Source organism: Adlercreutzia agrestimuris (genome assembly GCF_943193125.1).
In the GTDB taxonomy this organism is placed as follows: domain Bacteria; phylum Actinomycetota; class Coriobacteriia; order Coriobacteriales; family Eggerthellaceae; genus Xiamenia; species Xiamenia agrestimuris.
On sequence record NZ_CALPCX010000002.1, the window covers coordinates 329,136 to 351,993 of the forward strand.

The 22,858-nt window shown below is 53.2% G+C and carries 23 protein-coding genes; 13 read left to right on the forward strand and 10 right to left on the reverse strand.

The window, feature by feature from the left end; genetic code table 11:
* Positions 1-45 precede the first annotated feature (45 nt).
* Together NFR28_RS04570 and NFR28_RS04575 are read left to right on the forward strand one after the other, a co-directional pair.
* The gene (locus NFR28_RS04570) at positions 46-237 is read left to right on the forward strand and encodes an Arm DNA-binding domain-containing protein (RefSeq protein ID WP_251178648.1); all 192 of its coding nucleotides are present in this window, start codon (positions 46-48) and stop codon (positions 235-237) included.
* Between the two features lie 736 nt (positions 238-973).
* Entirely contained in the window at positions 974-1,249 is a 276-nt protein-coding gene (locus tag NFR28_RS04575) for a plasmid mobilization protein (RefSeq protein WP_251178649.1), read from the forward strand.
* Positions 1,250-1,786: 537 nt separating this feature from the next.
* On the opposite strand, the gene NFR28_RS04580 is transcribed toward NFR28_RS04575, so the two are convergent.
* Positions 1,787-2,239 carry a YjdF family protein gene (locus tag NFR28_RS04580; protein WP_251178650.1) on the reverse strand — a complete coding sequence of 151 codons (453 nt, stop codon included), beginning with the start codon at positions 2,237-2,239 and terminating at the stop codon, positions 1,787-1,789.
* 315 nt (positions 2,240-2,554) lie between these two features.
* On the opposite strand from NFR28_RS04580, the gene NFR28_RS04585 reads away from it, so the two are divergent.
* The 3 genes from NFR28_RS04585 (at position 2,555) to NFR28_RS04595 (ending at position 3,797) form a co-directional block, all read left to right on the forward strand.
* A complete protein-coding gene (locus NFR28_RS04585; RefSeq protein WP_251178651.1) occupies positions 2,555-2,926 on the forward strand; it encodes a YxeA family protein in 372 nt (123 codons plus the stop codon).
* Between the two features lie 142 nt (positions 2,927-3,068).
* The gene (locus NFR28_RS04590; RefSeq protein ID WP_251178652.1) at positions 3,069-3,332 is read left to right on the forward strand and encodes a DUF3788 family protein; all 264 of its coding nucleotides are present in this window, start codon (positions 3,069-3,071) and stop codon (positions 3,330-3,332) included.
* Positions 3,333-3,344: 12 nt separating this feature from the next.
* Positions 3,345-3,797: a GNAT family N-acetyltransferase gene (locus NFR28_RS04595; protein WP_251178653.1), complete on the forward strand. Its 453-nt coding sequence runs from the start codon at positions 3,345-3,347 to the stop codon at positions 3,795-3,797.
* A 670-nt stretch (positions 3,798-4,467) separates the two neighbouring features.
* Here NFR28_RS04595 and NFR28_RS04600 read toward each other — a convergent pair.
* Both NFR28_RS04600 and NFR28_RS04605 read right to left on the reverse strand, forming a co-directional pair.
* Positions 4,468-4,848 carry a hypothetical protein gene (locus NFR28_RS04600; protein ID WP_251178654.1) on the reverse strand — a complete coding sequence of 127 codons (381 nt, stop codon included), beginning with the start codon at positions 4,846-4,848 and terminating at the stop codon, positions 4,468-4,470.
* Between the two features lie 213 nt (positions 4,849-5,061).
* Positions 5,062-6,309 carry a Fic family protein gene (locus NFR28_RS04605; protein WP_251178655.1) on the reverse strand — a complete coding sequence of 416 codons (1,248 nt, stop codon included), beginning with the start codon at positions 6,307-6,309 and terminating at the stop codon, positions 5,062-5,064.
* A gap of 195 nt (positions 6,310-6,504) precedes the next feature.
* On the opposite strand from NFR28_RS04605, the gene NFR28_RS04610 reads away from it, so the two are divergent.
* From NFR28_RS04610 to NFR28_RS04625, 4 genes are all read left to right on the forward strand, one after another.
* On the forward strand, positions 6,505-8,409 hold the full coding sequence (locus NFR28_RS04610; protein WP_251178656.1) for an FAD-dependent oxidoreductase: 1,905 nt from the start codon (positions 6,505-6,507) through the stop codon (positions 8,407-8,409).
* Between the two features lie 30 nt (positions 8,410-8,439).
* Entirely contained in the window at positions 8,440-9,165 is a 726-nt protein-coding gene (locus tag NFR28_RS04615) for a succinate dehydrogenase/fumarate reductase iron-sulfur subunit (protein ID WP_251178657.1), read from the forward strand.
* A gap of 18 nt (positions 9,166-9,183) precedes the next feature.
* Positions 9,184-9,597: a hypothetical protein gene (locus NFR28_RS04620; RefSeq protein ID WP_251178658.1), complete on the forward strand. Its 414-nt coding sequence runs from the start codon at positions 9,184-9,186 to the stop codon at positions 9,595-9,597.
* 542 nt (positions 9,598-10,139) lie between these two features.
* Positions 10,140-10,373: a helix-turn-helix transcriptional regulator gene (locus NFR28_RS04625; RefSeq protein WP_251178659.1), complete on the forward strand. Its 234-nt coding sequence runs from the start codon at positions 10,140-10,142 to the stop codon at positions 10,371-10,373.
* 1,181 nt (positions 10,374-11,554) lie between these two features.
* Here the strand turns inward: NFR28_RS04625 and NFR28_RS04630 are convergent.
* From NFR28_RS04630 to NFR28_RS04640, 3 genes are read right to left on the reverse strand one after another with little or no spacing between them, the layout of a single operon-like run.
* On the reverse strand, positions 11,555-12,043 hold the full coding sequence (locus NFR28_RS04630; RefSeq protein WP_251178660.1) for a hypothetical protein: 489 nt from the start codon (positions 12,041-12,043) through the stop codon (positions 11,555-11,557).
* Between the two features lie 48 nt (positions 12,044-12,091).
* Positions 12,092-12,949 carry a nucleotidyl transferase AbiEii/AbiGii toxin family protein gene (locus NFR28_RS04635; RefSeq protein WP_251178661.1) on the reverse strand — a complete coding sequence of 286 codons (858 nt, stop codon included), beginning with the start codon at positions 12,947-12,949 and terminating at the stop codon, positions 12,092-12,094.
* On the reverse strand, positions 12,946-13,545 hold the full coding sequence (locus NFR28_RS04640; RefSeq protein WP_251178662.1) for a type IV toxin-antitoxin system AbiEi family antitoxin domain-containing protein: 600 nt from the start codon (positions 13,543-13,545) through the stop codon (positions 12,946-12,948). Before NFR28_RS04640 ends, NFR28_RS04635 begins: the two co-directional genes overlap by 4 nt.
* 730 nt (positions 13,546-14,275) lie before the next feature.
* Between NFR28_RS04640 and NFR28_RS04645 the strand changes: the two genes are divergently transcribed.
* Complete coding sequence (locus NFR28_RS04645) at positions 14,276-14,626, forward strand: hypothetical protein (protein ID WP_251178663.1); 351 nt, start codon at positions 14,276-14,278, stop codon at positions 14,624-14,626.
* A gap of 25 nt (positions 14,627-14,651) precedes the next feature.
* Here the strand turns inward: NFR28_RS04645 and NFR28_RS04650 are convergent, their stop codons facing one another.
* The 4 genes from NFR28_RS04650 to guaA form a co-directional block, all read right to left on the reverse strand.
* Positions 14,652-15,764 (reverse strand): hypothetical protein, encoded by a 1,113-nt coding sequence (locus NFR28_RS04650; RefSeq protein ID WP_251178664.1) that lies wholly within the window; start codon positions 15,762-15,764, stop codon positions 14,652-14,654.
* Positions 15,765-15,932: 168 nt separating this feature from the next.
* Positions 15,933-17,282 (reverse strand): SEC-C metal-binding domain-containing protein, encoded by a 1,350-nt coding sequence (locus NFR28_RS04655; RefSeq protein ID WP_251178665.1) that lies wholly within the window; start codon positions 17,280-17,282, stop codon positions 15,933-15,935.
* 337 nt (positions 17,283-17,619) lie between these two features.
* Positions 17,620-18,057, reverse strand: a complete 438-nt coding sequence (locus NFR28_RS04660) for a DUF3800 domain-containing protein (protein ID WP_251178666.1) — start codon at positions 18,055-18,057, stop codon at positions 17,620-17,622.
* Between the two features lie 291 nt (positions 18,058-18,348).
* Positions 18,349-20,103: a glutamine-hydrolyzing GMP synthase gene (gene guaA / locus NFR28_RS04665; protein WP_251178667.1), complete on the reverse strand. Its 1,755-nt coding sequence runs from the start codon at positions 20,101-20,103 to the stop codon at positions 18,349-18,351.
* 206 nt (positions 20,104-20,309) lie between these two features.
* On the opposite strand from guaA, the gene NFR28_RS04670 reads away from it, so the two are divergent.
* From NFR28_RS04670 to aroF, 3 genes are all read left to right on the forward strand, one after another.
* Positions 20,310-21,242: an undecaprenyl-diphosphate phosphatase gene (locus NFR28_RS04670; protein WP_251178668.1), complete on the forward strand. Its 933-nt coding sequence runs from the start codon at positions 20,310-20,312 to the stop codon at positions 21,240-21,242.
* A 149-nt stretch (positions 21,243-21,391) separates the two neighbouring features.
* Positions 21,392-21,673: a chorismate mutase gene (locus tag NFR28_RS04675; protein ID WP_251178669.1), complete on the forward strand. Its 282-nt coding sequence runs from the start codon at positions 21,392-21,394 to the stop codon at positions 21,671-21,673.
* Complete coding sequence (gene aroF / locus NFR28_RS04680; RefSeq protein ID WP_251178670.1) at positions 21,670-22,470, forward strand: 3-deoxy-7-phosphoheptulonate synthase; 801 nt, start codon at positions 21,670-21,672, stop codon at positions 22,468-22,470. The genes NFR28_RS04675 and aroF overlap by 4 nt, the downstream gene beginning before the upstream one ends.
* Positions 22,471-22,858: the final 388 nt, after the last annotated feature.

A 22,858-nucleotide genomic window follows, 5' to 3' on the forward strand; every position in this document is an offset into this window, starting at 1 on the left:
ATTGCACTCTCGTTGCAAGCTCATCGCAAACGAAAGGAGACAGAAATGAGCGTTTACAAAAACAGGTCGACTGACTGCTGGTGGGTGTCCTGCAGGTTCGAGGACACCAACGGCGTCGCCAGGCGAACCATCAAACGAGGCTTCAAGTCCGAAGAGGAGGCGAAGAGCTGGGAGGAGGACCTGAAAGCCTCGCCATACCTGAGGTTCTTCGCCTTGTCGCGTTTTTTGAGACTATGAGAGAGACGTCAAACCGACCGTGGCCGCGAGCACCTAGGTACAGAAGGAGGCTTTGCTCAGAAAGAGGATCGAGCCTTACCTCGGCGACACTCTGATCGAAGAGCTCGCAGCGCCCGACATCCTGCTCTGCCAGGATCTGATGCGCGGGCGCGGAAGAAGGACGGCTCGCCGTATACGCAAACCTACCTCCGATCGCTCAGCAACCAGCTCGACGCGATATTGAACCACGCCGCCAACCATTACGGGCTTGTCCGCAACTCCATGAAGAGGCTTCGCAAGATAGGCAAGAAGCGGGCGGGCGAGATGAGGTTTTGGACGAAGGAGGAGTACCTGGCCTTCTCCGAGCAGGTGTAAGACGATCCCGAGCTGCATTGCGCCTTCGAGGTCCTCGAGGTGCGCATAGGTCTCGCTCAGATGCCGCCTTTCCTCGAAGAGGAGCCGAGCTCGCTCATGTACGCGAAGGGGAGCGGCTCCCGACGAGCGCATATTCCCATTCACGCACCACAAGATGAGAAGGCATCTGCAAGAGGGCGCAGAGAGGGCGGGCTTGCCTAGATTCGTGTTCACGACTTGCGCCACAGCCACGTGTCGCTTCTCATCGATCTCGGATTTCCGGTCCCTGCGATAGCGGAGAGGATGGGGTATCCTCCATCTCCGTCACGTTCACCTACGCGCATTTCTTCCCAGTGCGCCAGCATGACATGGCGAAGGCACTCGAAATAGAGGAAGGCATGCGATGACCTGTCTGAAAGAAGCGTGCAAGCGCAGCAAGACGATAGCGTTTTGGGTAACGCCGGGGCAAGTCGCAGAGATCAACGAGACGGTGAAGACGAGTGACCTTACGAAGCGGGACTATCTGCTCACGCGCGCCCCGGAGTGCGAGGTGGTCATAGTGCCGAGCAGCCGGGTGATGAAGAACCTGCGCGAGAAATCCGAGAGGATTACAAAGAGGCTAGAAGCTCTCGCGAGCGCGGGCGAGCTGAGCGACGCCTTACTCGACGAGCTCAGGTGACTCTCTGGCCTCATGGCGGCGTTCGCAAGATACGGCGAAGAGGAGTTCGATGCGGTGGAGAGGATCGTCGACCTCAGCCGCGACTGCCGGCCTGTTTCGCTTGCCCCGCAGCCTCTATTGTGGAATCTCTGCGAAAAACGACCTTAGCGGACCTAAGCGAGCCTTAGCAGGACGCCCTCGAATAAGGGCATCCCTTCTTTCGAATACCATCGGATTGATCCGATCGTCCTAGAAGAGGAGGGATGCCCATTCGGTTCGCTTTTAGCTGACATATTCATCCGAAAGACCAATTCGGGGTATCGGTCGATGATGCTCGAAACCTGCTGCAAGTTGTGGATTTCGGACTCTCCTAATAAAGCTTTTTGAGTTCGTTTCACGGATGCGCAGTCTTCTGAACCGAGCAAACGCACCCGTGTAAGTCACTTGCGCACTATTCCACTCAATATTAAGCCGAAATGCATTCTCTCAGTATAGACAAACAATACAGTCTTCACCCGGATGCATTTCGGATGCAATAAGACCCACAGAATTTAAGCTTCATTTCCCTTTTTTCTTTTGCTTTCGCTTGGCTTTTTTCCGCTCAAATCTCTGGTCTTTGAGCAGCTGTTGTCGCTCTGCATTGTCGCTCTTAGCTTTTGCTTTTCTGCTCTCGCGTTCTTGAGACAGCGCCTGTTGTGCCTTGGTGGACACACCGCAACGCTTTACAGCCTTCGAAGCTTCTCTCATACGCCTTTTTGGGTTAGCGGCTTTCTTGGGCAATTCTGAATCTGCAATTGGCTCGGAAAAGTCCAAGTCTTGCCATTTCTCCACTACGAAACGAAAAATCTCTTCGTTCGAAGGTTCTGCTCCAAACAGATTCTTTGAGACTGCAAGTTGTCCGTTCTCATTTCGCTCTATGACCCCCACCCAAAACTGACCATCATGAAATACGGTCAGGGTGGAGGAAACGCTGACCTTCCGCATGGCAATTCCTCCTTTATGTAAGACCATGCGGAGAAGGGACAACCAAGGAGGCAGGTTACTGGTAGCTAATACTACGCCCCGACTACCCGACGGGGACTGTGTTTTTATCTCCGATAGACAATATTATACCTCGCTATGCCCAATGAAGAGAATACCCAAGGCTTAGCCTTAAGCCGCACCTGCACCTACCGCAGCTCCGCAAGGTGAGGTGTTGGGGTCTGCTGTTTTGCAGGCGCCTTATCTTTCAAGAGTGTTAGGGAGCTGTAAGGCAAATCGATGGCTGTCTCGGCGCCAAAGCGGCATCATCGTCTCATAGTCAAAAACAACCGAGAGGAGAAACCTATGAGCAAGGGAAAAGCAGCGGTAGTTACGGCAATTGTTATCGTCGGATTGACGGCGGCTCTTCTTTTTGTTGCTTCTGCGACGAATCTACTCTTGACTGGAGACTACTACGTCAAGATTGATAATGCCCATATTTCCAAGAACGAGTCGAGCGGTGGAGTCGTCAATTTCAGGTCGGACGAACCGTACCTGTACAAGCTTGAGGCGGTCAACGCGGCAGGCGATAAGACTGAGATAGAATTCGGAGCCTATCGAGAGCTGCGCCAAGATGCTCTCCTAAAGCTAGAGCTTCAGCCGATTCGCGGAGTTGTTGGATGGTCTGAAATTTCGGAAGACGCGCTTCCAGCCAAGGTCGCAGAAGCCCTCGGCTAGGCGACACGCCATTGCCCTTGTCCCTCGGCGCCCTGACACGATCGCACGCAGTGTGCACGAGCTCGTTGCTAGTGGCGCGACGACTTGTTAATATGGAGCCTCAATTCTTCGCCACCCGCGCCCGCCGTTATTAGGAGCACCCATGCTTGAACATACTCCCACCGATCAGGAGCTGACGGCACTCGTCGGTGAGTCTCTTTTTGAGGTCTGGGCAGCCCTCTGTTCTGCCATTGATGAAAGATACGATATGAATCGCCAGTGGGCCGGCGGTGGTAAGGCGTGGGAGTACGAATACAAGTATCGCCGAGGTGGCAAAACACTGTGCGCTTTATATGCTCGGAAGAACTGCATCGGCTTCATGCGTTTGCTCGCAATCAAGCGAAAACCGAACGTTTCGCGAAAATAGAGGAGGGGCATCGTGCAGTTCAACATCGAGAACGTTGAAATCGGCGACGACGCGGGGCTCCTCGCTGAGCTGGTGACATGCTGGCGTGCATCGGTGGCGGCGACGCATACGTTCCTTACGCCGGATGATATCGAGCGCATTGCGGGCTATGTGCCAGACGCGATTGCATCCGTTGCGCATCTGGTTGTTTGCCGAGACGACGCCGGCGCAGTTGCGGGCTTTCTTGGCGTCGATGGTGCTATGGTGGAAATGCTGTTCATCGACCCAGCCCTTCGCGGACGAGGGCTAGGGACGCTTCTTCTCAACTGCGCCACAAACGAGTTTGGCGCCACGCTGGTAGATGTGAACGAGCAGAATGACCAGGCCATCGGCTTCTACGAGCACTTCGGTTTCCGCACGTTCGACCGCTCGGAAACCGATGGCATGGGAGACCCTTTCCCCATCCTGCACATGCGCCTCGCATAACGGGTGTGACAGGGGACGGTTGCACCCCTGGAGTGCGCGATGCCCGGTTCGCTGCGCGTCTCCTTGAGCGGTGTTGGTTTTGGTGGCGCCCCGCATTGCCGATCTGCCGCTTGAGCTCCTTGGTGAAGGTGCGGGGTGCCTGGCATTCCCAAGAGAGCCTTATTTCGGTGCGATGAAGGGGATATTTCGTGTGACATTTGACCGCCTGGTACTGTTTTCCGAGTCTTGGCGGGAGTGCGACTTGTTCAAAATACGCCACGAAATCGGCGTTTTCGTCAGCGCCGCCTGAATTTTTACACCCCATACTGAACTGGGCAAACATGAAAACGGACATGCCAAAATGGGAGTGAGTTCAAAATGGTACTATTTTCGCCGTTTCGAGCGAAAAACACACCTGTGCAACTGTGGCGAGTGGTTAACCAACACCATTCTTTTGCCCGGTGGCTTACAGCTTTCCTCTAACGGAATGGGTGAAATTACACAAAATTGCAAAACATGAGCTAGATAAAAAATGTCCTCTGACCTTGCAATTTACTCCCACTCTATGGTCGAAAGGCCATTTTTTTGTATGTGGGGCAAGGCCATTTCCACCTGATACGCCACAATCCAACTAGCCACTTTTCATAACAGCATCGATTTGAACTCACTCAGATTTAGCGAGTTAACCCATTCAAGATGGAATAAAACTGATTACACCGAAACTACCCCACAAGCTGGGGTTTCTTAGTGCCTGCGGACAAAGTGAGTTCAAAACGAGTTCTCGTGTTTTAAGATGGCAATAAATTCCGGCAAACCGTCTTTCTCGATAGCCAAAACTTACGGGGTCAAATTGACCCCGTAAGTCTGAACTGGGAAAACTTGTAAAAAACTCGTCACGTTCCTGTTCGTCATAAGTGTAGACATACTCGTTATCCGAGACCTTGCGATAGTCCTCCATTGCGGTTTCGACATCGACTTCTCCTCGATGCACGATGAAGGTCCATTCCTCCATAGCATCGCAGAGCCCGACTTCATACGTCACAGCTTCGCCATATCCAGAGAACTGAGCCACGAATGGCTTCTTGTACGCCCCATCAATGAGCACTATCACGCAATGATCTTCATCGATCTTTCTACGGTCGATAGTGAATCCGCTCCCGCTGTCGCACTTCCAATATCGGGCCTTCGCGCTGGATACCCTACGCGCAGCGGGCTATCGCACCGGCGCCATCTACGACAACGACATCTCCGGCACCCGCGAAGAGCCTTGGCTGCTTTACAGGCTTCAGGTGCTCGTCGGCGTGCGGAATACCATGGCGCGACTTTGATAATCCTGTACGAGCAGCCCCTTCTCGGCGAGATCGAGCAAGTCGGTGCGGGCGGTGCCGTAGGAAACGCGGTAGAGGTTCATGTGCAGCTTGATGGTGGTCTGGCTCGTCGGGTCGGCTGCCAGGCTCGCGAGAGTGTCCCGTTGCCGTCCGTTCAACTCATCGTGGGTCTCCAGAAGGCGCTTGACCTCTTCGGGTATGTGCGGTTCAGCTCCCTGATTTGCGGTGCTCAGCCAGTTAGCGATGAGCTGGAGCTCATGACCGAAGTTCGGGGTGGCATCGTGATCCTCGCCCATAATGGGGTTAACCTCAAAGTAATCTCCGGCCGCCTCGACAATGGTGGCGTCACCGTGCTCCCACTGAAGGCAGAGGTACCCGTAGGGTACCAGGCGGATGTGGGAGAGCTCGCGTGACTCAAGCGCCCAGTGGCGGATGAACAGCTCCAAGAGCCCGTTGTAGGCGCAGAAGGGGAGGAGATCCCAGATGATGGTCGACGTAGCTAAAAGGTTCAACAGATAGAGTTCAGGCTCGAGGTGTCGCGCGTTCATGGTCTGCAAGAGCGTGTCGATAATGCGCTCGGGCGGCTCAGTGTTGTGGGCGAAGGCCAGCTGGCAGACGGCGTCCTCGGCGCGGTGAAGTTGACTGGTCTTGGCCCCGAAGTGGGAGAGGACGTCCTCAATCATCCACGGCGAGATCGGATAGCGGGCATAGCGATCGATCTCCAGGATCAGGGCGATGGCCTCGGCAGCCACGTGCTCATCGTGGGATGTGGCCTGCCGTTGCCGGGTGGCTAGAGAATGTATAACCTCGTAGGGCAACGAGATGCCGTCGCGCTCAAGGGCGGCGGACAGGTCGGTGGACAAGATGTCGAGAAAACGGTACTGGCCACCGCGAATCTGCTCCGAGGCATTCTCGTGGGCCGTGACCACGATCTCGCGCAGGAGAGCCCCGATGTGGTTGGTGAGTGAGCACCAGGTTTCCGCAGGTTGCTCGGCGTGGGTGTAGGGCCGATAGGGGAAACGGTGCGACTTCAGGCGCCGCAGCGCCTCGATCACTCTCCACACTTCCTCAGTTTTGTAACCGGCAGGCATGGGGAGGAGTCGGAACTTCGACCAGTTCATGATCTCGTTGTCTGAGCGTTGGTACAAATGCTGGAAGGTGGGATCGTGCAGAAGATCGAGTAAGTCGTGGCTGGTCTTTCCCATGTTCTGCGATCCTTCCATTCTTGGCAGGGCCGTTATTGGTATATCTCATAATACTTGATTCGCTAAGTGTCAGAACTTGAAACTTTAAGTCTCAGTAATTGTTGTATTGATAGCTATGGCTTCGATTCCCACAATAGATCCACCGGTTTCTCGAAAAGATCCGGTGCTTCCGAGAAAATGGGAGAGGAGAGGCTCATGACAGGAAAAGACAAGGAACAGCAAGGGGGCCTAACCCGTCGCTCGCTGCTGAAGGGCTTGGCCCTAGGGGGCGCGGCCTTGTGCGCGGCGCCGGCAGTGACGGCGTGCGCGTCTCAAGGGGGCGATCTGGCATCTACAGGTGATGCGGGGACGGCCGTACCGCGGCCCTTCACCACCTACACCACCGACGTGGTGGTTGTGGGTGGCGGCATCAGCGGTATGTTCGCGGCGCGCAGCGTCCTTAAGAGCGGCCAGCGAGTGACACTCGTTGACAAGGGGCCCTTCGGCCACAGCGGATCATCGGGCATCAACTGGGGGCACGCGCTCTCGGGCTTCGAGATTTGCGACGACGTGAATCGCGAGGATCTGTGGGAGAACGCCGTGCTGGGCACCGAAGGATTGCTCGATCAAGAGTACTACGAGTCGCAGGTGCAATGGTCCATGGACGAGGACGTGCACGCTATTCTGCAGAAGATGGGCTGCGTGTGGGATCGCAAAAGCGACGGCTCCATCTGGGGCGCCGAGGGCTGGAACGAGTGGTCAGTCGATCGCGTGAATGTGATGCCGCGCATGATCGCTCAGCATATTCGTCGCAGCGGTGCGCAGGTGCTCGATCATACGATGGTGCTCGACGTGCTCACTGCCGAGGACGGCGCCGCTGCGGGTATCGTGGGCATTAACCTTTCTACTGGTGAGGCCGTGATGGTGCGTGCCAAAAGCGTCGTTTTCGCTATGGGATCATACTGCTGGGTGAACGGGTGGAGCGGTGTGGGCGCCAAAACGAATTCCTCGCCCGAGAACACTGGTGACGCCTACGGCATCCTGGCGCGCCATGGCGTGCCCCTGAAGAACATGGAGCAGTACGCGCTCTACTTCTACAACGTGCACCCCGACGGTACTGCCTTCTGCAACAATATCGGCTTCAGCTGCTATGATCGTCCGGAAAGCGTGCTCAACGGCCAGCTGGAACAGATTCTCTCGCCCGATCAGGCGGCATGGAACGACTTCCCGATGCTTTCCACTTACAATAAGATCGCCATGAAGGAGATTTACGAGGGGCGCGGTACCGAAAATGGCGGCATCCGCTTCGACATCACGGGGCTTTCCGAGCCCGACAACTTCCAGGCCTTCGGGCGCCGCAACGAGTATCTGCAGGAGCGCAACCTCTCCTACACGCCCGAGAACCCCATTGAGCTAGTGCCCACGCCATGGGATTCCGCCGGTGCGCCTAAGCTTACCGTCGAGGGCGAGACGGTCATCCCGGGTCTGTTCTACGCCAGTACCCTGGAAGGCGTCATGGATGGCATGGCCGGGTGGAACACCCTGGCCGGTGGGGCCGTGGCTGGTCGTTCCGCTGCAAAGCGCGCAGCTGCCATGGCCGTGGCGCCGGCCATCGATCAAGAGGCCGTGCAGGCCGTGCTGTCCGAGGCCTACGAGGTGCTTGAACGCGAAGGGGATGGAAAGCGCGCCAGCGAGGTGCAGCGCGCAGTTCAGCGGCTGGCCAACCAGTATTTGTTCGGTGGTCGCACGGCCGAGGGGCTGCAGACGGCCATCGACGAACTGAATCGTATCGCCGCCGAGGACGTGCCCGCTATGGTGGTGGCCGATTCCAGCCGCCAGGCCAACGGTGAGTGGCGCCAGGCGTTGGAAGTGCCGCTCATGGTGGATTGCTGCATGGCTATCGCCCAGTGCGCTCTGGCGCGTACCGAAACCCGCGGATTCCATCATCGCTTGGATTTCCCCGATATGGACAACGAGAACTGGCTGAAGGTGGTGTTCGCCGTGAAGCGCGACGGGGCCTGGAGCACTGAGGTGGAAGATATTGCCGACAAGCACATCTCTGCAGAGAGGATTCGCGAGATCCTGCCCGAGATTGGCATCGGCGAGTATCCCCAGGCGTAACGGCCGGGCGAGAGGAAAAGGAGGAAAACAATGAACGATTCCATTGTGACGCTGAAGATAACCCGCTTCGATCCGAGCTTAGACGGCGAACCCTACGTGACCGAGCACGACGTTCCCTGGAAGGAGTGTCTGACGGTGCTTCAGGCGCTGCAGTACGTGAATGAACACTACGACCCGGTGAGCTTCGACTACTCCTGCCGGGGCGGCCTGTGCGGGCGCTGCGGCTGCATGGTGGACGGTACGCCTCGCCTGGCATGCTACACCGTGCTGGAGCCCGGTGAGCACACGCTGGAGCCACTGGCGGCGTTTCCTGTGGTGCGTGACTTGACCGTAGACAAGTCGGGTTTCACGCGGAAGCTGGACGATTCAGTGGTGGCCGTTATGAGCCAAGCCGATATGGCCACGTCGCCGGAGATTTCCTATGAACTGTACTGGAATGTGCTGGATCGTCTGCAGAAGTGCCGCGAGTGCGGGAACTGCGTGTCCATCTGCCCGGTGTACGCCGAGAATACGGCGGGGTATGCGGGGCCGGCCGTATTCTCGCAGATCTTCCTGCGGACATCCGACGGACTCGATGAAGCCGACCGTGTGCTGCAGGCGGTGGAGAGCGGCGTTATGGCCTGTCAGCTGTGCGGGAAATGCGATTCGGTGTGCCCCGTGGGCATCAACCACATCGACGCCCATGGGCAGCTACAGCAGAAGGCGCGCGAGCGCGGCCTGGCTGAGAAGGCCGGCGCCCTTGTGGAAGCGATTTAGGACGAGGAAGGGAAGAATATGAAATTGTTCCATGCTGCGATTTGGCGAGGCGCTCTGGTGGCGTGCGCGTTCTCGGTCCTGCTCTGTGTCGGTTGCGCGCCTGCCTCTCCAGCGGATTTGCCTGCGACGGGCGATGCAGAAGGCGAGCTGGCACCTCTAACTGAGGATATCTACTACCAGGGCAGCGCCGAGCCGGCAAACGAGCCCTACAGCGAGGGGAAAGCGCCGCAGGGCGATACCTCTCAGCCCCAGACGGCCGACGAGTTGTTGGCCTCCTGCAGTCAGTCGTGCCATAAGGTGGCCGAGCTTCAGGCTTGGTCGGCGAGTCCTGACGAGGTGCAGCAGGAGATGGAGGAGATGGCCGCTCTTATGAGCCCAGCTCTCACTCAGGAGGAGATTGACATACTGGTGGAATACTATGCTGATAAATAACTCCGAGCGCTAAAGGTCAGGAGGATTTTAAGGTGCGAAATGCTCCCTGCTGGAATTCTCGCAGGGCGCATTTGCTGTTTGGAGTGTTGTCGAATGGCGCGTAGGCTGAACCGCGTGTTCTGGCGCGAAAAGACGCTGCGAAGGTGTTGCGATGATGGTGGAATGCTCGAACTGCTCCAATCCGGTGCCTAAGTGACAAAACTGTAAGGTGCGTGCAACGGCGACGTAAGTCGCGCCTGCCATCATAGACTCATCGAATTGAAGGGATGTGAAATCCCTCAGGGAAAGGAGCCCATGATGATTACCGCACTTTGCGCAGCCGCCCTCCTTGCTATCGCCGTGTTCGCCTTCGCCGGCTGCATCGTTTCAGCAGCCCTGTAAGCAAGGAGCCCTCCCAAAGCGCCCGCCCTCCGGCGGGCGCTTTCACATCTGAAGCGGTGTTATGCCTGGTCACATTACTTTGTTAAACATCGTTGCTTATGTGGCTTTGGGGTTGCTGCTAGGGCGAAGGAGAAGATACGACTCTTCGGAAAGCTGGTGGCATGCTCAAAGACAACATCAAAAAGCTGCGGGCGGAAAAGGGTCTCAGTCAAGATGATTTGGCCGAGCGCGTGCATGTTGTGCGTCAAACTGTCTCGAAGTGGGAGCGTGGCACTTCAATACCCGATGCAAAAGCTCTTGTCGCGCTGGCAGATGTGGTTGTTGACACTGCCGGACGTGGGGTGTTGGCAATTGCCTATGAAGTGCGCGATGTACTGGATATGCCTTGGTGGTAAATCTGCGCTTCGCATTCGCTGATGTTCTGAGGTCGCCTCTCTCGAGAGGTCTTTGTCGGAAACCGCATCGAGGGACTTTGTGTATTCCTCCTTTGTTCAGATCTCCATCTCATGCGACTTCGTGAATCCGGTTTTCTTTACCTTGGTGGTTGGGTTCGGCACAAGCCCAAGCTGCACACTCACTACGTTAGCTCCTCCAAGCGTTGCAGGATTACGAAATCCCAAGCGAACGCGAGGCGCTGGAAGCGCTCTTCCGACTGGAAGACGCCTTCGGCATGAAGCCCAATGAGGACGGAACGCTCACGATTGACTCAAAACAGCATGAGGCGGCGTTCTTTCCTTACCTTAAAACTAGGACGCTCTGACCTGCTAGTATTGCCCCCGAATTCGAAGCATCTCAAAACACCTCTTGATAACGGTTATCTAAGGTCACTGAATTCCCTCCGAAGTGGCTTGCGCGATACTATTCTGCGAACAGTTTGATCGCATGAAATTTGGTAGAAATGTCTTCGAAATCGTAGAATCGCCCGAAAAAATATTCCATTTTCTGAACAGGCAAAACGTGTCCTGTAATCCCTAAAAAGTGGGGTGAGTTCAAACCAATGCTGTAAATACACCTATTCGGCTTCATTCGGCAAAACACGATAGTTGCTGGTGGCTTATATTCCTTCTGATGAAACTGATGGAGCATGCTGTCAGCTATGGAGACCTGTGACAAGGGGAGCAAATCGCGCCAAATGTAGCATTTATCGGCTTCAAGCAGGGAAAACAGAAGCCCGCTGATCAGCTCCAGCGGGCTTGAAGGGTTCCCTCAGATGGAGTATTTAACCCCATCATCTGAAAAGCGAACATTTGTTTATTCCCACTCGATGGTGGGAGTGACGGGTAGTTGTCCGAACAGAGTCATGTTGTATCACCTCGTTATAGGATGTCCAGCTAGCGCCAAACATTCCCAGTACCATTTTGAACTCACTCGTTTTGTTGCCTCAGGTTTTAACATGAGGAAGTAAATCCGGAATCTAGAAAACTCACTGCCTGAACAGCCGAAACTCTCTGCACACATTATAGTTGAGTTCAGCTATCTATTAAGCAGGACGCATTTTTACACCCAGGAATAACGCAGGAGTAAAACCAGGGCATGGGTGTAAAAGCATGAGCTGCTCAAATGTAAAACCATGAGTTCAAAGTGAGTCTACGATGAGTTCGGCCCTCTGCCTTGCAATATAGCACTCTATCGCGAGCAGGCTGTCGCGGATATCCTTTTGAACCAGGGGCCGCATGCTGTCTGGGTAGCAGGCGACGTTGGCGTCTCTCAGCGCGGAGACGATCTTGGGCGCAAGGGCGGGTTTGGCCTTGGCAATCAGGGGCAGCAGCTTTATGCACCGCCTCGCGCAGATGGGTTTCTCGTCGGTTATGTGCTCTAGGTACTCGTCGATTATTCCGTCGATCTTGCCGTCGGCATCCCACTTCGCGTTGTGGGCTATCATCGCGAGCCCGCGCGTGCGGATATATGAGTTGCTGCTGCCTGTCATTGCGATGAACTCGTCCATGTGCGGGTAGAGGCAGTTGTCCTCGGCGCTCATTTCCTCTAGCGCCTTCAGCGCCCGATAAGCCTGTGAGTTGTCTTGAAGCGTCAGAAGCTCAAGCAGCTCTTCGAGCCCCTCGCTCATTGTTCTTCCTCCTTAGCGTTTTAGCTGGATTCCCAGGTCGGAGACCGGCTAATCGGACTCTCGCGCGCCCTGCCAGCACGCGTCGCACAGGAGGCGAATCGACCCGACGGCGTCCGGCCACGCGATCGAGGAGGCATAGGGGTTCGACAGGCCGTAGGAACGCCATCTCTCCGCCATGGTCGCGCTGCCCTCTATCTCGGCCAACGTCTGAGCGTAGCTGGATGCACTGACGCCGCTGCCCCTCTTCTCGATGGTGGCCTCAAGCGCCGCTCTCAGGTTGGACGGCTCCAGGCCCTCGTCCAGCTCGCGGAGCATGAAGACGTCGTAGAAGTCCCTCATCCTCGTGTTGAGGGTCCCTCGCGCGAGGGCGGTCTCGATCTTCTCCGCAAGCACGGTCTCCACCGGGTACGCCCATATGCCGATGTTGCGGTCCTCGAACATGAGGCGGTACTTGTGCATGACCTCGGCGGGGGTGATCGCGTCCCCCGTCGAGATGTCGATTTTCATGGGGATGCGGGTCTTCTCCATACGGGCCGTGAGTGCAATCCTCACGCCGCCGTACTCGGAGTCCTCCATGATCTCTCCTGCGCCGCCGACCTGGAACTCCATGCCGTCGTCGAGCTCGACGGAGGCGATCTCCTCCACGACCTTGAGGGCGTTGCCCGTATCGAGCGTCAATCCCTTGACGGTCGCGTCGATGTCCATCGTGCTGCGCTGGTCCACGCCCACGAGAGAGGACATCAGCATGCCGCCCTTGAGCACGAAGTTGTCCCGGTATGGGGAGTTCGCGAGTCTCTCCAGGAACCGCTCCATGGTGTAGTGGCGCAAGAGCGCCTGGGACCTGCTGCTGTCCCCTTTGGCCTTGTTGCGGATCAGGTCCTTCACCCTGCGCGCGCCCTTGATCACAGAAGCACCTCCATCGCCTGTTGCACCTGCCTCTCGACCCCCATCTCCTTGGCGTAGCGCCCGAGTCTGGCGAGGTCCTTCTCCCTGCTCGCCGTGTACCTTCGGAGGGCGTACCCGTAGGCGGCGGGGTCCATGGCTGCCTTCCTGCGCACGACGTCGCAGACGGTGCGCTCCCTGTCGTATGCCCTCACAATATGGCCGCCCGGCGACTCCGCCTCGGAGATCCCGAGGCCGTACCACTCCGGCTTCACGTAGAAGATCCTCACGCCCTGTTCCTTGAGGGACCCCGAGTGGTAGCCCGACTCCACCGTGAGCGCGATGGGGACGGGCTCACGCTCCGCCATGTCGTGGAGGTAGAGGGCCGTCTCGTGCGAGAATACGACCTTGGGGTAGCGCGCCTGGAGCAGGTAGAGCTCGTCGGGGAACACGTCTGCGTCCACGAAGATACCCGGGGACGCCTTCTCCAGCCCCCGCTCCCTCGCGAAGTCGTAGACCGCGTTCCTCGGGATCCCCGAGCCTATCGCCTCCGAGGCGATGAGGACGCCGTTGTTCTCGTCGAGCAGTCGTTCGATCTTCTGTTCGTTCCTATTTGCCATAAACAATCACACTGATATATTAGCATAGTTTCAGTGCAAATGTTTTCATTATGCCGCCATGGCGAGCGGACCCGGATCGGCAGCGATCCGAGGCCTGCTCGTCGATTGCCGTTCCTTCTTCCTGCAGATCCGAAGCACGTGGGAATACGGGTCGGTCCCGATCAGCTTGCCGATACGAAACTCATACTCAACGAACCTATAAATGGCAGAGCAGTTCTTCGCTTTCATCACCTGCTCGTATCAAACGTGGAATCCTCGAACGACAGTGTTCGCTTGCTCTCAGGATGTAGAATAGTTTAGCTAGAACTTCGATAGGAATAATTTATGCCCAATGATGATGAAATTCTTTACAGACCTGTCTTAGACGAAAACACGCCTTGGTGATTCTCGCCGAACGGAAGAGTGTAAAGCCTCAACCGTATATAGCTATGACAATGGAAGTACGGTTGATATTGCAGAGTGGGAACCTGTATATCCCTCGGGCGAAGACGAGAGAGACGGCAGTCTAGACGAACTCTCGGTTGCAACCGGTGTTTTAATTGGGGTTGCAGCAACTGCGTTGGCTGCCTTCGGGATATCCAGAGTAAAACCACACGTACAGCGACTTATCAACGAATATGTTGCGCCAAGAGCTAGCTCGGTCGCCCAAACAATCAAGCGGAAGATTGAATTACGGGCCCGTAATGAGGTCAAATCTCCTAGTATTGAGCTCCAGGAATCAAATAAGCAGATGCAACTCGAAACTGCGAAAGGGAACGAATTCAATCTAAAGCTGAGCGAGTCGCAAGCCGAGATGCTGCTCATGAGCGCATTCCAAGACTATCTCATATATGCAACGAAGATAAGAATCATTGGAAATGCTCAGATTATTCCAGAAGACCAGAATAATGCGTCAAGGCTTGAGGACACCGGAGAAAACATCGAGTTATTTTTGACCTTTACGGAAGAGAACCAATTGCAAATGGTGTCTATCTACCAATCAGTGATTCGGAATTCGAGCAAACAACATTCTTGCCTTCTTCCGACATTAAGCTGGTGGAGAAAGCCCATGAGTGTTGCGCTGCTAACGAAAAGGCACTAAAGGGCAGCGATTCATGTGGGTGCTTCTATTGCCTCACCATTTTCTCACCAAGCATATAAAGTTCTTCACGGAGTTCCACAATACGTTCTTGCATGGCTTCCTCCGCAGGAATCAAAAGGTTAACAACCTTGAAGATATAATCCATCATTAAGTACAACTTGCCGTATATAGTGGCGAAATACGTAAAGGGGCTCGTTTTGGTGGATGCATCTTGCGCGTGAACAAATGAGTTCGCGCGCAAATAATCGTCGGCCATGTCCTGTTCAACAAGATGATCGCAAATGTCCCGAAACGAAATCCGTTGTTTTCCAAACAATGGCTTTAGCCATGCATTATCTCCTCCCTTACGGCGATCTTTTTTCATCTCTTCATACGAAACACCTACCGAATCACAATATTCCTTGAGCAGTTCAAGCTCTTTAGCGCCATCTTGATCAGATGCCTTCTTGGCGACCGTGAAGAGCGCTGAAGCATACCAGCGGTAAACAAGCCTCCCTTCTACGTCTTTATCGAATAAGCGTATATACGCATAAGACTCTATGAGGGTTCGCGTCATGGCCGACACCGATATCAGATTTCCCAAAACAAATCCATTGAAAAGTTCCGTCATTAGATCCACCAAATACGAATGCCAGTAAAAGCGCCACTCAGGAACACCCTCGGCATTTTTGCTGGAATACATCGGATGAATAGATTGCAGCTCGACCAGAAAATCGGATACCTGTGTCAAATAGGCGTAGACTGGCTTTTCTGAAACGAATTCGGTATTGCTCAAGTTTTTGATATACAGCGAAGCTAGTTCATTGGATTCATTGCCCTTGTTTTCATCGAAATTGAAGAAGACGAGCTTGTCCGGTATTTCATTGCTCTGCTCGTGTGGATTCGACACCGATACGAGCGGCATATGAGCCTCATTAAGGAAAGGCATGAGAAAACCGAGGACGAACTCCCGCTGCAACTCAACCATCTCGCTATCAAAGCCACCTGCTTCATTGCGATGATCGTCTATATCCAAGTACAGATCGCGTGGCTCATCGGGCATCTTCTTTTGCGCATCCCTAACAAGTTGCAGCAGGGTTTTCGCAGTTTCTTCAAAGCCCTCTCTCCTCATCACCCTGTGATATATCGCGACAGCCATACACGCTCCTTCGCGTCGAATAGAACACCCCTAACAGATATATTTCGTCATGATCGCCCAGAATCCCATATTGGTTGCCATTGGCAACTGTTCGAATCAGTTGCTCGCGATCTCGGATACATCTCGTCTGGCTCGAACCAGCGCGTTCATCACAATAAAGATGCCCGGCTACGCACCCCCTTCGCGCATTGCAAGATATTCTTCCTTGCGTTTCCAAGTATTGGATTCGACCTTCAAGAGCCTCTTAAGAAACACTTCGTACATTTCATCAGACTGTTCGCCGTCCATGACGAGGATCATAAAGCAATCGCATAGGTCACTCGCTAGATTCCCAACCAAGAACAGAAGATCGGCTTTCTGCTGGTTCGGAGTAATCGACAAGTTCGCAAATTCCTCTAGAAGTATTGTTGCCATCGACAGAGAACAAGCCGCCGCTATCAAACTTTCATCGAATTCCGTGTAAAGATCTGGTTCGTAGAAGATAGAGCGCGCGGTCAACGCATCGATATGAACGAACTGGCACGCATATCTATAGAAAAGACTCCGTAACTCTTCATCTACATCAGTTCCGTATTTTTTACACACATCACCAAACTTCAGCACATCCTTATTGCTGCGTTTTGGAGCACTAGAGCCGAACAACGAATCGACTTTTATTTTTCTGTAATTGATAATACCGTCTTCTATTTCAAATCCATATTCATTGAAAGATAGTGACGGAAAAATCTTGCTCGAGAAGAATTCTGTATCGCAATTGATGGCCCTCAGGTATACATAGCTTTCGAAGAGGCTTCTGCCTAACGCATAAATGGAACCTGGCTCGGAAATCTCAAGTAACTTCGAAATTGAATTCAATGTTTTGGTCGTCCGAATGGCCACGAACGAGACATATTCAGTGAGCGTGCAAGGCACAGCTTCAATGTCCCCTCTACCCTTGTTCTGATAATTCAGGAAATAGTTCAACCCGATTGTCAGAGAAGACGCAATGTTCTCTATTTGTTTTTCGATGATTTTGCTTCCAATCATCACAAGCGCCGGAACGCTTACGTTCAGTTCCCCTTCCTCGCGTTTGTCTCCCCAATGATCGATTTCGTCTTTTATCTCTTCATACTCCTTTATATATGCTGCGAACGCATCGAGATCATATTGGGTTATATACTTCTCATTCATAGCGTTTGGCATTAGGCCGTCCGTACGATACATAGCGTATATCCAGCTCTCCGAGATGCCGCACTCTCGAAGCAGAGGTATCAAGGCTTTATAGTAGCTATTGCTATGTCGCTCTGCGTCATAAATGACTAGATCATCCGGATCAGGCTCCCTCCCAAACAAGTCATAGAATCTATTCTGCGACTGATCGAAAGACTCCAAAAACTCCTCTGGTATCGAAGCTTCGCACTTTGAGAAATACGACCCTTCATCATCTCTGTACCAGCGAATACCCTTTCTCTTGCAGCATTTCTTATACTTTTTTCCTCTACCGCAAGGACACTCTTCGTTTTTGCCAATTTCTTCCATGATATCTCCTGATATAGCTCAATTCTCCCATCGAAAATCTCAATGCAGAAGCACAAGAGCCTAGAAGGCGTGACTTGCCCCGAACTTCTTAGCCCTGTGCATCGAAACACTTGGAATAGGCAACCTCAAGATTGTTCTTGTGTAAGTTTCGTTCACCCCGAAAGAACTCCGTCTCCGATGAGCTGAGCACTCCCGATTGATACTTCAGATCAAGGAGTTCCAAAGTGCATGCCATATCAGCCACCTGAAAGGGTCGATAATCCGAAGGCGTTACGCGTCGGATTTCCGCATCGAGCAAGACGTTGAAAACCGCATTGATTATGTTTGTGATCTCTTTCTAACCTCCGTCGTAGTATACGATGATCTCATCGAAGCTCTGGAAGAAAGAGAGGCTCTTCCTCACGAAGTTGCCGACCTCACGAGACATGCGGCTCACGAGCGCGTCATGGTTTGGGAACTCGCGCTTCTTGAAGACGAATGCCTTATAACGAATGTCGCAAAGTCTCATGAATGTGAGCAGATACCTGAAGAGCTTGCGACGAGACGGAAGATCCATGTGCTCGTAATCCTTCTCGCGTCGAATGAGCGGAGCCGAATGGATTGCGTGACTTTCGCTGAAACCCATCTCGCCCACATGTTTTCTCAGATGCTCAACCTGTTTGTCGATGGGTTTACTCTGATCGTGCATAAGGAGCGTAATGATGTAATAGGGAGAATGTGGCGAATATGGACCGAAATCTCCCGATTCGTCTATGAATACGCTCAACGTAGACAAGGTGCTCCTAAATACAAAAGTGGTGGGGAAAAAGTCCCCACCCAAGGTAGGACCAGGGCCTTGCGGCCAGCCCAAACTGAATATCATTGTACCCTGCGCAATTCTCTAGTCTATGTACGAGCACCATTTCTACACCGAAATCATACTCGGTACAGGCATCAAAAGGTCACACTGAACGACATGCGCTTAACGTCCTCTCTCTCATTTCCCTCCAAACAAAGAAGATGCCGGGAGATAACTTCCGGCATCTTGATAGAAGCAAACGCCTTCTATTGGTTTATAACGCAAGTATTACTCCCACTCAATCGTTGCGGGCGGTTTGCTCGTGATGTCGTACGCAATGCGATTCACGCCCGGCACCTCCGCTACAATGCGACCAGAAATGCGCGCAAGCACCTCGTAGGGCAGCTTCGCCCAGTCTGCCGTCATCGCGTCGCTTGACTCAACTGCACGCAAAATAATGGGGTAGCCATACGTGCGCTCGTCTCCCATAACGCCCACGCTCTTGATATCGGGAAGCACGGCAAAATACTGCCACACGCTTCGCTCAATCTCAGGACCGCCTGCACACGTGCGCACAACTTCGCCATTAGAAACGCCTGATTGTGCAGCAATTTCTGCATTGTAGGCATCCAGCTCTTCGCGAACAATGGCATCAGCATTCTTGAGGATCTCAAGTTTATCCCGCGTGACGGTACCAATGATGCGAATTGCCAAACCAGGACCGGGGAAGGGCTGACGGTTCACAATATAATCGGGCAGCCCCAGTGCGCTTCCTAGCGCACGAACTTCGTCCTTGAAAAAGTGATCCAGCGGTTCAATCAGGTCAAACGACACGCCGTCCGGGAAGGGGATGAGGTTATGATGGCTCTTGATGGTGGAAGCTTTGCCGCCTGTTTTGCGCGCACCGCTTTCAATAATGTCGGGATAAATAGTGCCTTGCGCCAGGTATTTTACGGGGCGACCATCCTCGGCCAACTCTTCCGCCACCGCAAAAAACTCTTTCCAGAACTGCGATCCAATAATGGCGCGTTTCTGCTCAGGGTCGGTAACGTCTGCTAAGAGCGCCGCGTACCTGTCTTCGGCATGCACGTGCACAAAATCCACGTCAAACTGCTGGGTGAATACTGCTTCAACTTCTTCGGGTTCGCCCTTACGAAGCAGACCGTGGTTCACAAATACGCAGGTCAGCTGCTTTCCGATAGCACGCGCACACAGCGCTGCTACTACAGACGAATCAACGCCGCCCGAAAGCCCTAAAATGACGCGCGCATCACCAACTTGTTCGCGAATGGCCGCTACGGCATCTTCGATAATCCCATCCATCGTCCACGTTGGTTCAAGTTCGCAAATTTCAAACAAGAAATTCTTGAGCAATTCGTTGCCATGAGGCGTATGGCGAACCTCCGGATGAAACTGCGTGGCAAACAGCTTTTTGCTGGCGCACTCCATAGCGGCAACAGGACACACATCCGTTGAGGCGGTCACCACAAAACCATCAGGCACCTCTGAAACTGCATCGCGATGGCTCATCCACACCGTCTGTTGCGCTGGTGTGTGGGCAAAAAGGGGAGAGCTTGCGCCAGCTTCTTCGCTCAGCGTGAGCGGCGCCGGGCCATATTCGCCCTTTTCTGTGTGTCCAACGCTTCCACCAAGCGTGACTGCCATGATCTGCTGACCATAGCAAAAGCCCAGCACAGGGATTCCCAGCTCAAAGATGGCAGGGTCAAGCGTGGGCGCATCGTCTGCATACACGCTTGCCGGTCCTCCTGACAAGATGATGGCAGAAGGCGAAAGCTCTTGCATTTCATCAGCAGTAATATCACAAGGAACAATCTCGGAGTAAACATTAAGGTCGCGCACACGACGAGCAATCAGCTGCCCATACTGCGCACCAAAATCAACAACGGCAACTTTCTGCTCGACAGTTTTTTTGTCAGCAGCCTTGCGTTCCTCATTCTTATGCGTTGCAGACGAGGATTCGCAAGTAGGTTGTTTGTCGGCGGTAGTGGCAGCCTCTTTCGACAGCTGAGTAGATTCGCTCATGAGATGCTCCTTGAAGTAAGTCAGATGTATCAAAACCACAGTAAAGAAATGATCCTTTGATAGCCATCAAATGTTTGTTCGCGGCTTATGTTATCGGTAGTCTGTTGGGGGTGCTACAATGCTCACGCGAAAACCGCAGTGATAACATGCTGTTTCTCTTGGCTGATCGCATCACTGCCAAACAACCTAATGGAGATAGTACACAGATGCTAATTGAAGCTTTAAAAGCGCTGCTTATAGGTATTGTCGAAGGTATCACCGAGTGGCTTCCAATTTCGTCAACTGGGCATATGATTCTGGTAGACGAATTCGTAAAACTGCAGGTCTCTGACGAATTTTTGGCACTCTTTTTGGTGGTCATTCAAATTGGTGCCATTCTGGCAGTTATCCTGCTGTACTTTCATAAGCTCAACCCATTTTCTCCGCGCAAAACCGCAACGCAAAAGCGCTCAACGTGGCGTTTGTGGGGTATGGTTGCTATTGGGTGCATTCCAGCGGCCATCGTGGGGTTGCTGTTTGATGATTGGGTCAACGAGCATTTCTACAACAAAGTGACCGTGGCGCTTATGCTCATCGTTTATGGCGTGGCGTTTATCGTGATTGAGCGCAGGAATCGCAAGCGAGAAGCAAAGCTACTTGCTTTGCAAACTCCACGCGGCAAGCATGCGCGTGTTGCGTCAGGTAATGACGGCGACGAAGCAGAAGCTGCGCTTTTCCGCGTGCATACCGTTGATGAAATTGATTGGAAGACCGCGCTCAAAATTGGCTGTTTTCAGGTTTTGGCCATTATTCCTGGTACTTCGCGATCAGGTGCAACAATTATTGGCGGCATGCTTTGTGGCTGTTCGCGTACGGCAGCAGCAGAATTCACGTTCTTTTTGGCTATCCCTATCATGTTTGGTTGGGGTTTGGTGAAGGCGCTCAAGTTCTTTGCAACGGGACTTGCCATGACGCAGGTTGAGATTGTTGTTTTGGTGGTTGGCATTGTTTCAGCGTTTGTTATGTCGGTAATTGCTATCAAGTTTTTAATGGGTTACATCAAGAAAAATGATTTCACTGTGTTTGGGTGGTATCGCATCGTAGTCGGCGTACTCGTGCTTGGCTATTTTGTTTTTGAGTGCGCAGGTCTTTTGCCTTAAGCTTGCTTATTGCAGGTTTCCTTTTGCCCGCGCTTTCGCCATCTGTAACCTCTTATTAACGTAATCGCTTGACCTTTTGTTATTATGATGCGCACACGAGGGCCGTTTGGCCATGCTCGTTAAAGCCTTATAACATGAAAGGAAAAGCGATGTCTGAAGAGAACAGCAATCTTGCCGAAATCCAGAAGCATCGTGAGCAGATCGACGCCATCGATCAACAACTCGTTACGCTCTTAAATCAGCGTGCGGGTCACTCGTTGGTGATTCGCGGTCTTAAACCCGGTGCGCATATGGGTCTCTACGATGCTCGCCGCGAGGAAGAGATTTTCGCGAAAATCGACAGCTATAATAACGGCCCACTTTATAACGAACATCTGCGCGACATTTACACCACCATTTTGAAAGTTATGAAGGAGACTCCGGCCGTATGAGTGAAGTAAATATTCCCCCCATCCCGGACTTGGGAACGCGCGGTGATGAGATTACTATCTTCGCCGGTCCGTGCTCCATTGAGTCCGCAGAACAGTTTGAAGAAGTTGCAGAATGCGTAAAAGACCTGGGACTTCATTGGATTCGTGGCGGTGCTTTTAAGCCTCGCACAAATCCACATTCATTCCAAGGTCTTGGCGAAGAAGGCCTTAAGATCATGAAGGCCGCCGGTGAGAAATATGGCCTCAAAACACTGACTGAGGTTATGGACACCGCACATTGTGATCTTGTTGATTCTTATGTGGATGGCCTGCAAGTTGGCGCGCGTAATTTCCAAAATTTCAGCCTGCTGAAAAAGATCGGCCAGGTCACTGGCGAGTCTAAGAAGCTCGTGCTTTACAAGCGCGGTTTTGCTGGCACTATTGCTGAGTGGCTGGCGGCAACTGATTACCTGACCGCAGAAGGAAACGACAACGTCGTATTGTGTGAGCGTGGCATTCGCACATTTGAAACCGCTACGCGCTTTACGCTGGACATTGCCGCTGTGCCGGTGATTCACAAGCAGTCGCTGTATCCGGTTTGCATAGATGTATCGCATCCGGCTGGTCAGCGTGATTTGGTGCCGGCGCTTTCATATGCAGCCATTGCGGCAGGTGCTGATTCCATCATGATTGAAGTGCACCCCAATCCGCCAGTTGCGCTTTCTGATGGTCCGCAGCAACTTACGCCAGCGCAATTTGCTGAGCTGGTGGAACGCTTGCGTGATGTGGCTGCTGTCTTCGGCAAAACCATCGTGTAAGTGTCGAATGGCTGATTGTTGATTGCTTTGTTGTTGGTTGAGCGATCGTTGGTTGTCGTATCGCGAAAGCTCGATTGCCGAAAGCAAGATTTCTGAATATGCAACGACCGAACGCGAGGTCGCTAAATGCGTAACGGCCGAGCGTGAGACCGCTGGAAAATTCGCCGCTGAAATAATTATGTTTCGGCGGCGAATTAAATATTGGCGGTTTTTGGCGAACTTTGGCAGGGAATGTGTCCGATTAGGCGGTTTTTGAAGGACGACCCACCTACTCGGCGACTTTTCCAGCCATTTTGAGGCCCAATCCACCTAATCGGACACTTTTCCTGCCAAAGTTTGGTGTTTTATTGCAAATTTTATCAAACTCGTAAATCTAAAAACGAGTCAA

What these genes read in the sequence shown, in the direction of transcription:
- guaA (WP_251178667.1), bottom strand. Translation starts at nt 20,103, where the DNA reads ATGAGCGAATCTACTCAGCTGTCGAAAGAGGCTGCCACTACCGCCGAC.
- NFR28_RS04670 (WP_251178668.1), top strand. Translation starts at nt 20,310, where the DNA reads ATGCTAATTGAAGCTTTAAAAGCGCTGCTTATAGGTATTGTCGAAGGT.
- NFR28_RS04640 (WP_251178662.1), bottom strand. Translation starts at nt 13,545, where the DNA reads ATGGCAAATAGGAACGAACAGAAGATCGAACGACTGCTCGACGAGAAC.
- aroF (WP_251178670.1), top strand. Translation starts at nt 21,670, where the DNA reads ATGAGTGAAGTAAATATTCCCCCCATCCCGGACTTGGGAACGCGCGGT.
- NFR28_RS04650 (WP_251178664.1), bottom strand. Translation starts at nt 15,764, where the DNA reads ATGGCTGTCGCGATATATCACAGGGTGATGAGGAGAGAGGGCTTTGAA.
- NFR28_RS04585 (WP_251178651.1), top strand. Translation starts at nt 2,555, where the DNA reads ATGAGCAAGGGAAAAGCAGCGGTAGTTACGGCAATTGTTATCGTCGGA.
- NFR28_RS04570 (WP_251178648.1), top strand. Translation starts at nt 46, where the DNA reads ATGAGCGTTTACAAAAACAGGTCGACTGACTGCTGGTGGGTGTCCTGC.
- NFR28_RS04590 (WP_251178652.1), top strand. Translation starts at nt 3,069, where the DNA reads ATGCTTGAACATACTCCCACCGATCAGGAGCTGACGGCACTCGTCGGT.
- NFR28_RS04580 (WP_251178650.1), bottom strand. Translation starts at nt 2,239, where the DNA reads ATGGTCTTACATAAAGGAGGAATTGCCATGCGGAAGGTCAGCGTTTCC.
- NFR28_RS04575 (WP_251178649.1), top strand. Translation starts at nt 974, where the DNA reads ATGACCTGTCTGAAAGAAGCGTGCAAGCGCAGCAAGACGATAGCGTTT.
- NFR28_RS04615 (WP_251178657.1), top strand. Translation starts at nt 8,440, where the DNA reads ATGAACGATTCCATTGTGACGCTGAAGATAACCCGCTTCGATCCGAGC.
- NFR28_RS04675 (WP_251178669.1), top strand. Translation starts at nt 21,392, where the DNA reads ATGTCTGAAGAGAACAGCAATCTTGCCGAAATCCAGAAGCATCGTGAG.
- NFR28_RS04625 (WP_251178659.1), top strand. Translation starts at nt 10,140, where the DNA reads ATGCTCAAAGACAACATCAAAAAGCTGCGGGCGGAAAAGGGTCTCAGT.
- NFR28_RS04655 (WP_251178665.1), bottom strand. Translation starts at nt 17,282, where the DNA reads ATGGAAGAAATTGGCAAAAACGAAGAGTGTCCTTGCGGTAGAGGAAAA.
- NFR28_RS04605 (WP_251178655.1), bottom strand. Translation starts at nt 6,309, where the DNA reads ATGGGAAAGACCAGCCACGACTTACTCGATCTTCTGCACGATCCCACC.
- NFR28_RS04610 (WP_251178656.1), top strand. Translation starts at nt 6,505, where the DNA reads ATGACAGGAAAAGACAAGGAACAGCAAGGGGGCCTAACCCGTCGCTCG.
- NFR28_RS04630 (WP_251178660.1), bottom strand. Translation starts at nt 12,043, where the DNA reads ATGAGCGAGGGGCTCGAAGAGCTGCTTGAGCTTCTGACGCTTCAAGAC.
- NFR28_RS04645 (WP_251178663.1), top strand. Translation starts at nt 14,276, where the DNA reads ATGCAACTCGAAACTGCGAAAGGGAACGAATTCAATCTAAAGCTGAGC.
- NFR28_RS04620 (WP_251178658.1), top strand. Translation starts at nt 9,184, where the DNA reads ATGAAATTGTTCCATGCTGCGATTTGGCGAGGCGCTCTGGTGGCGTGC.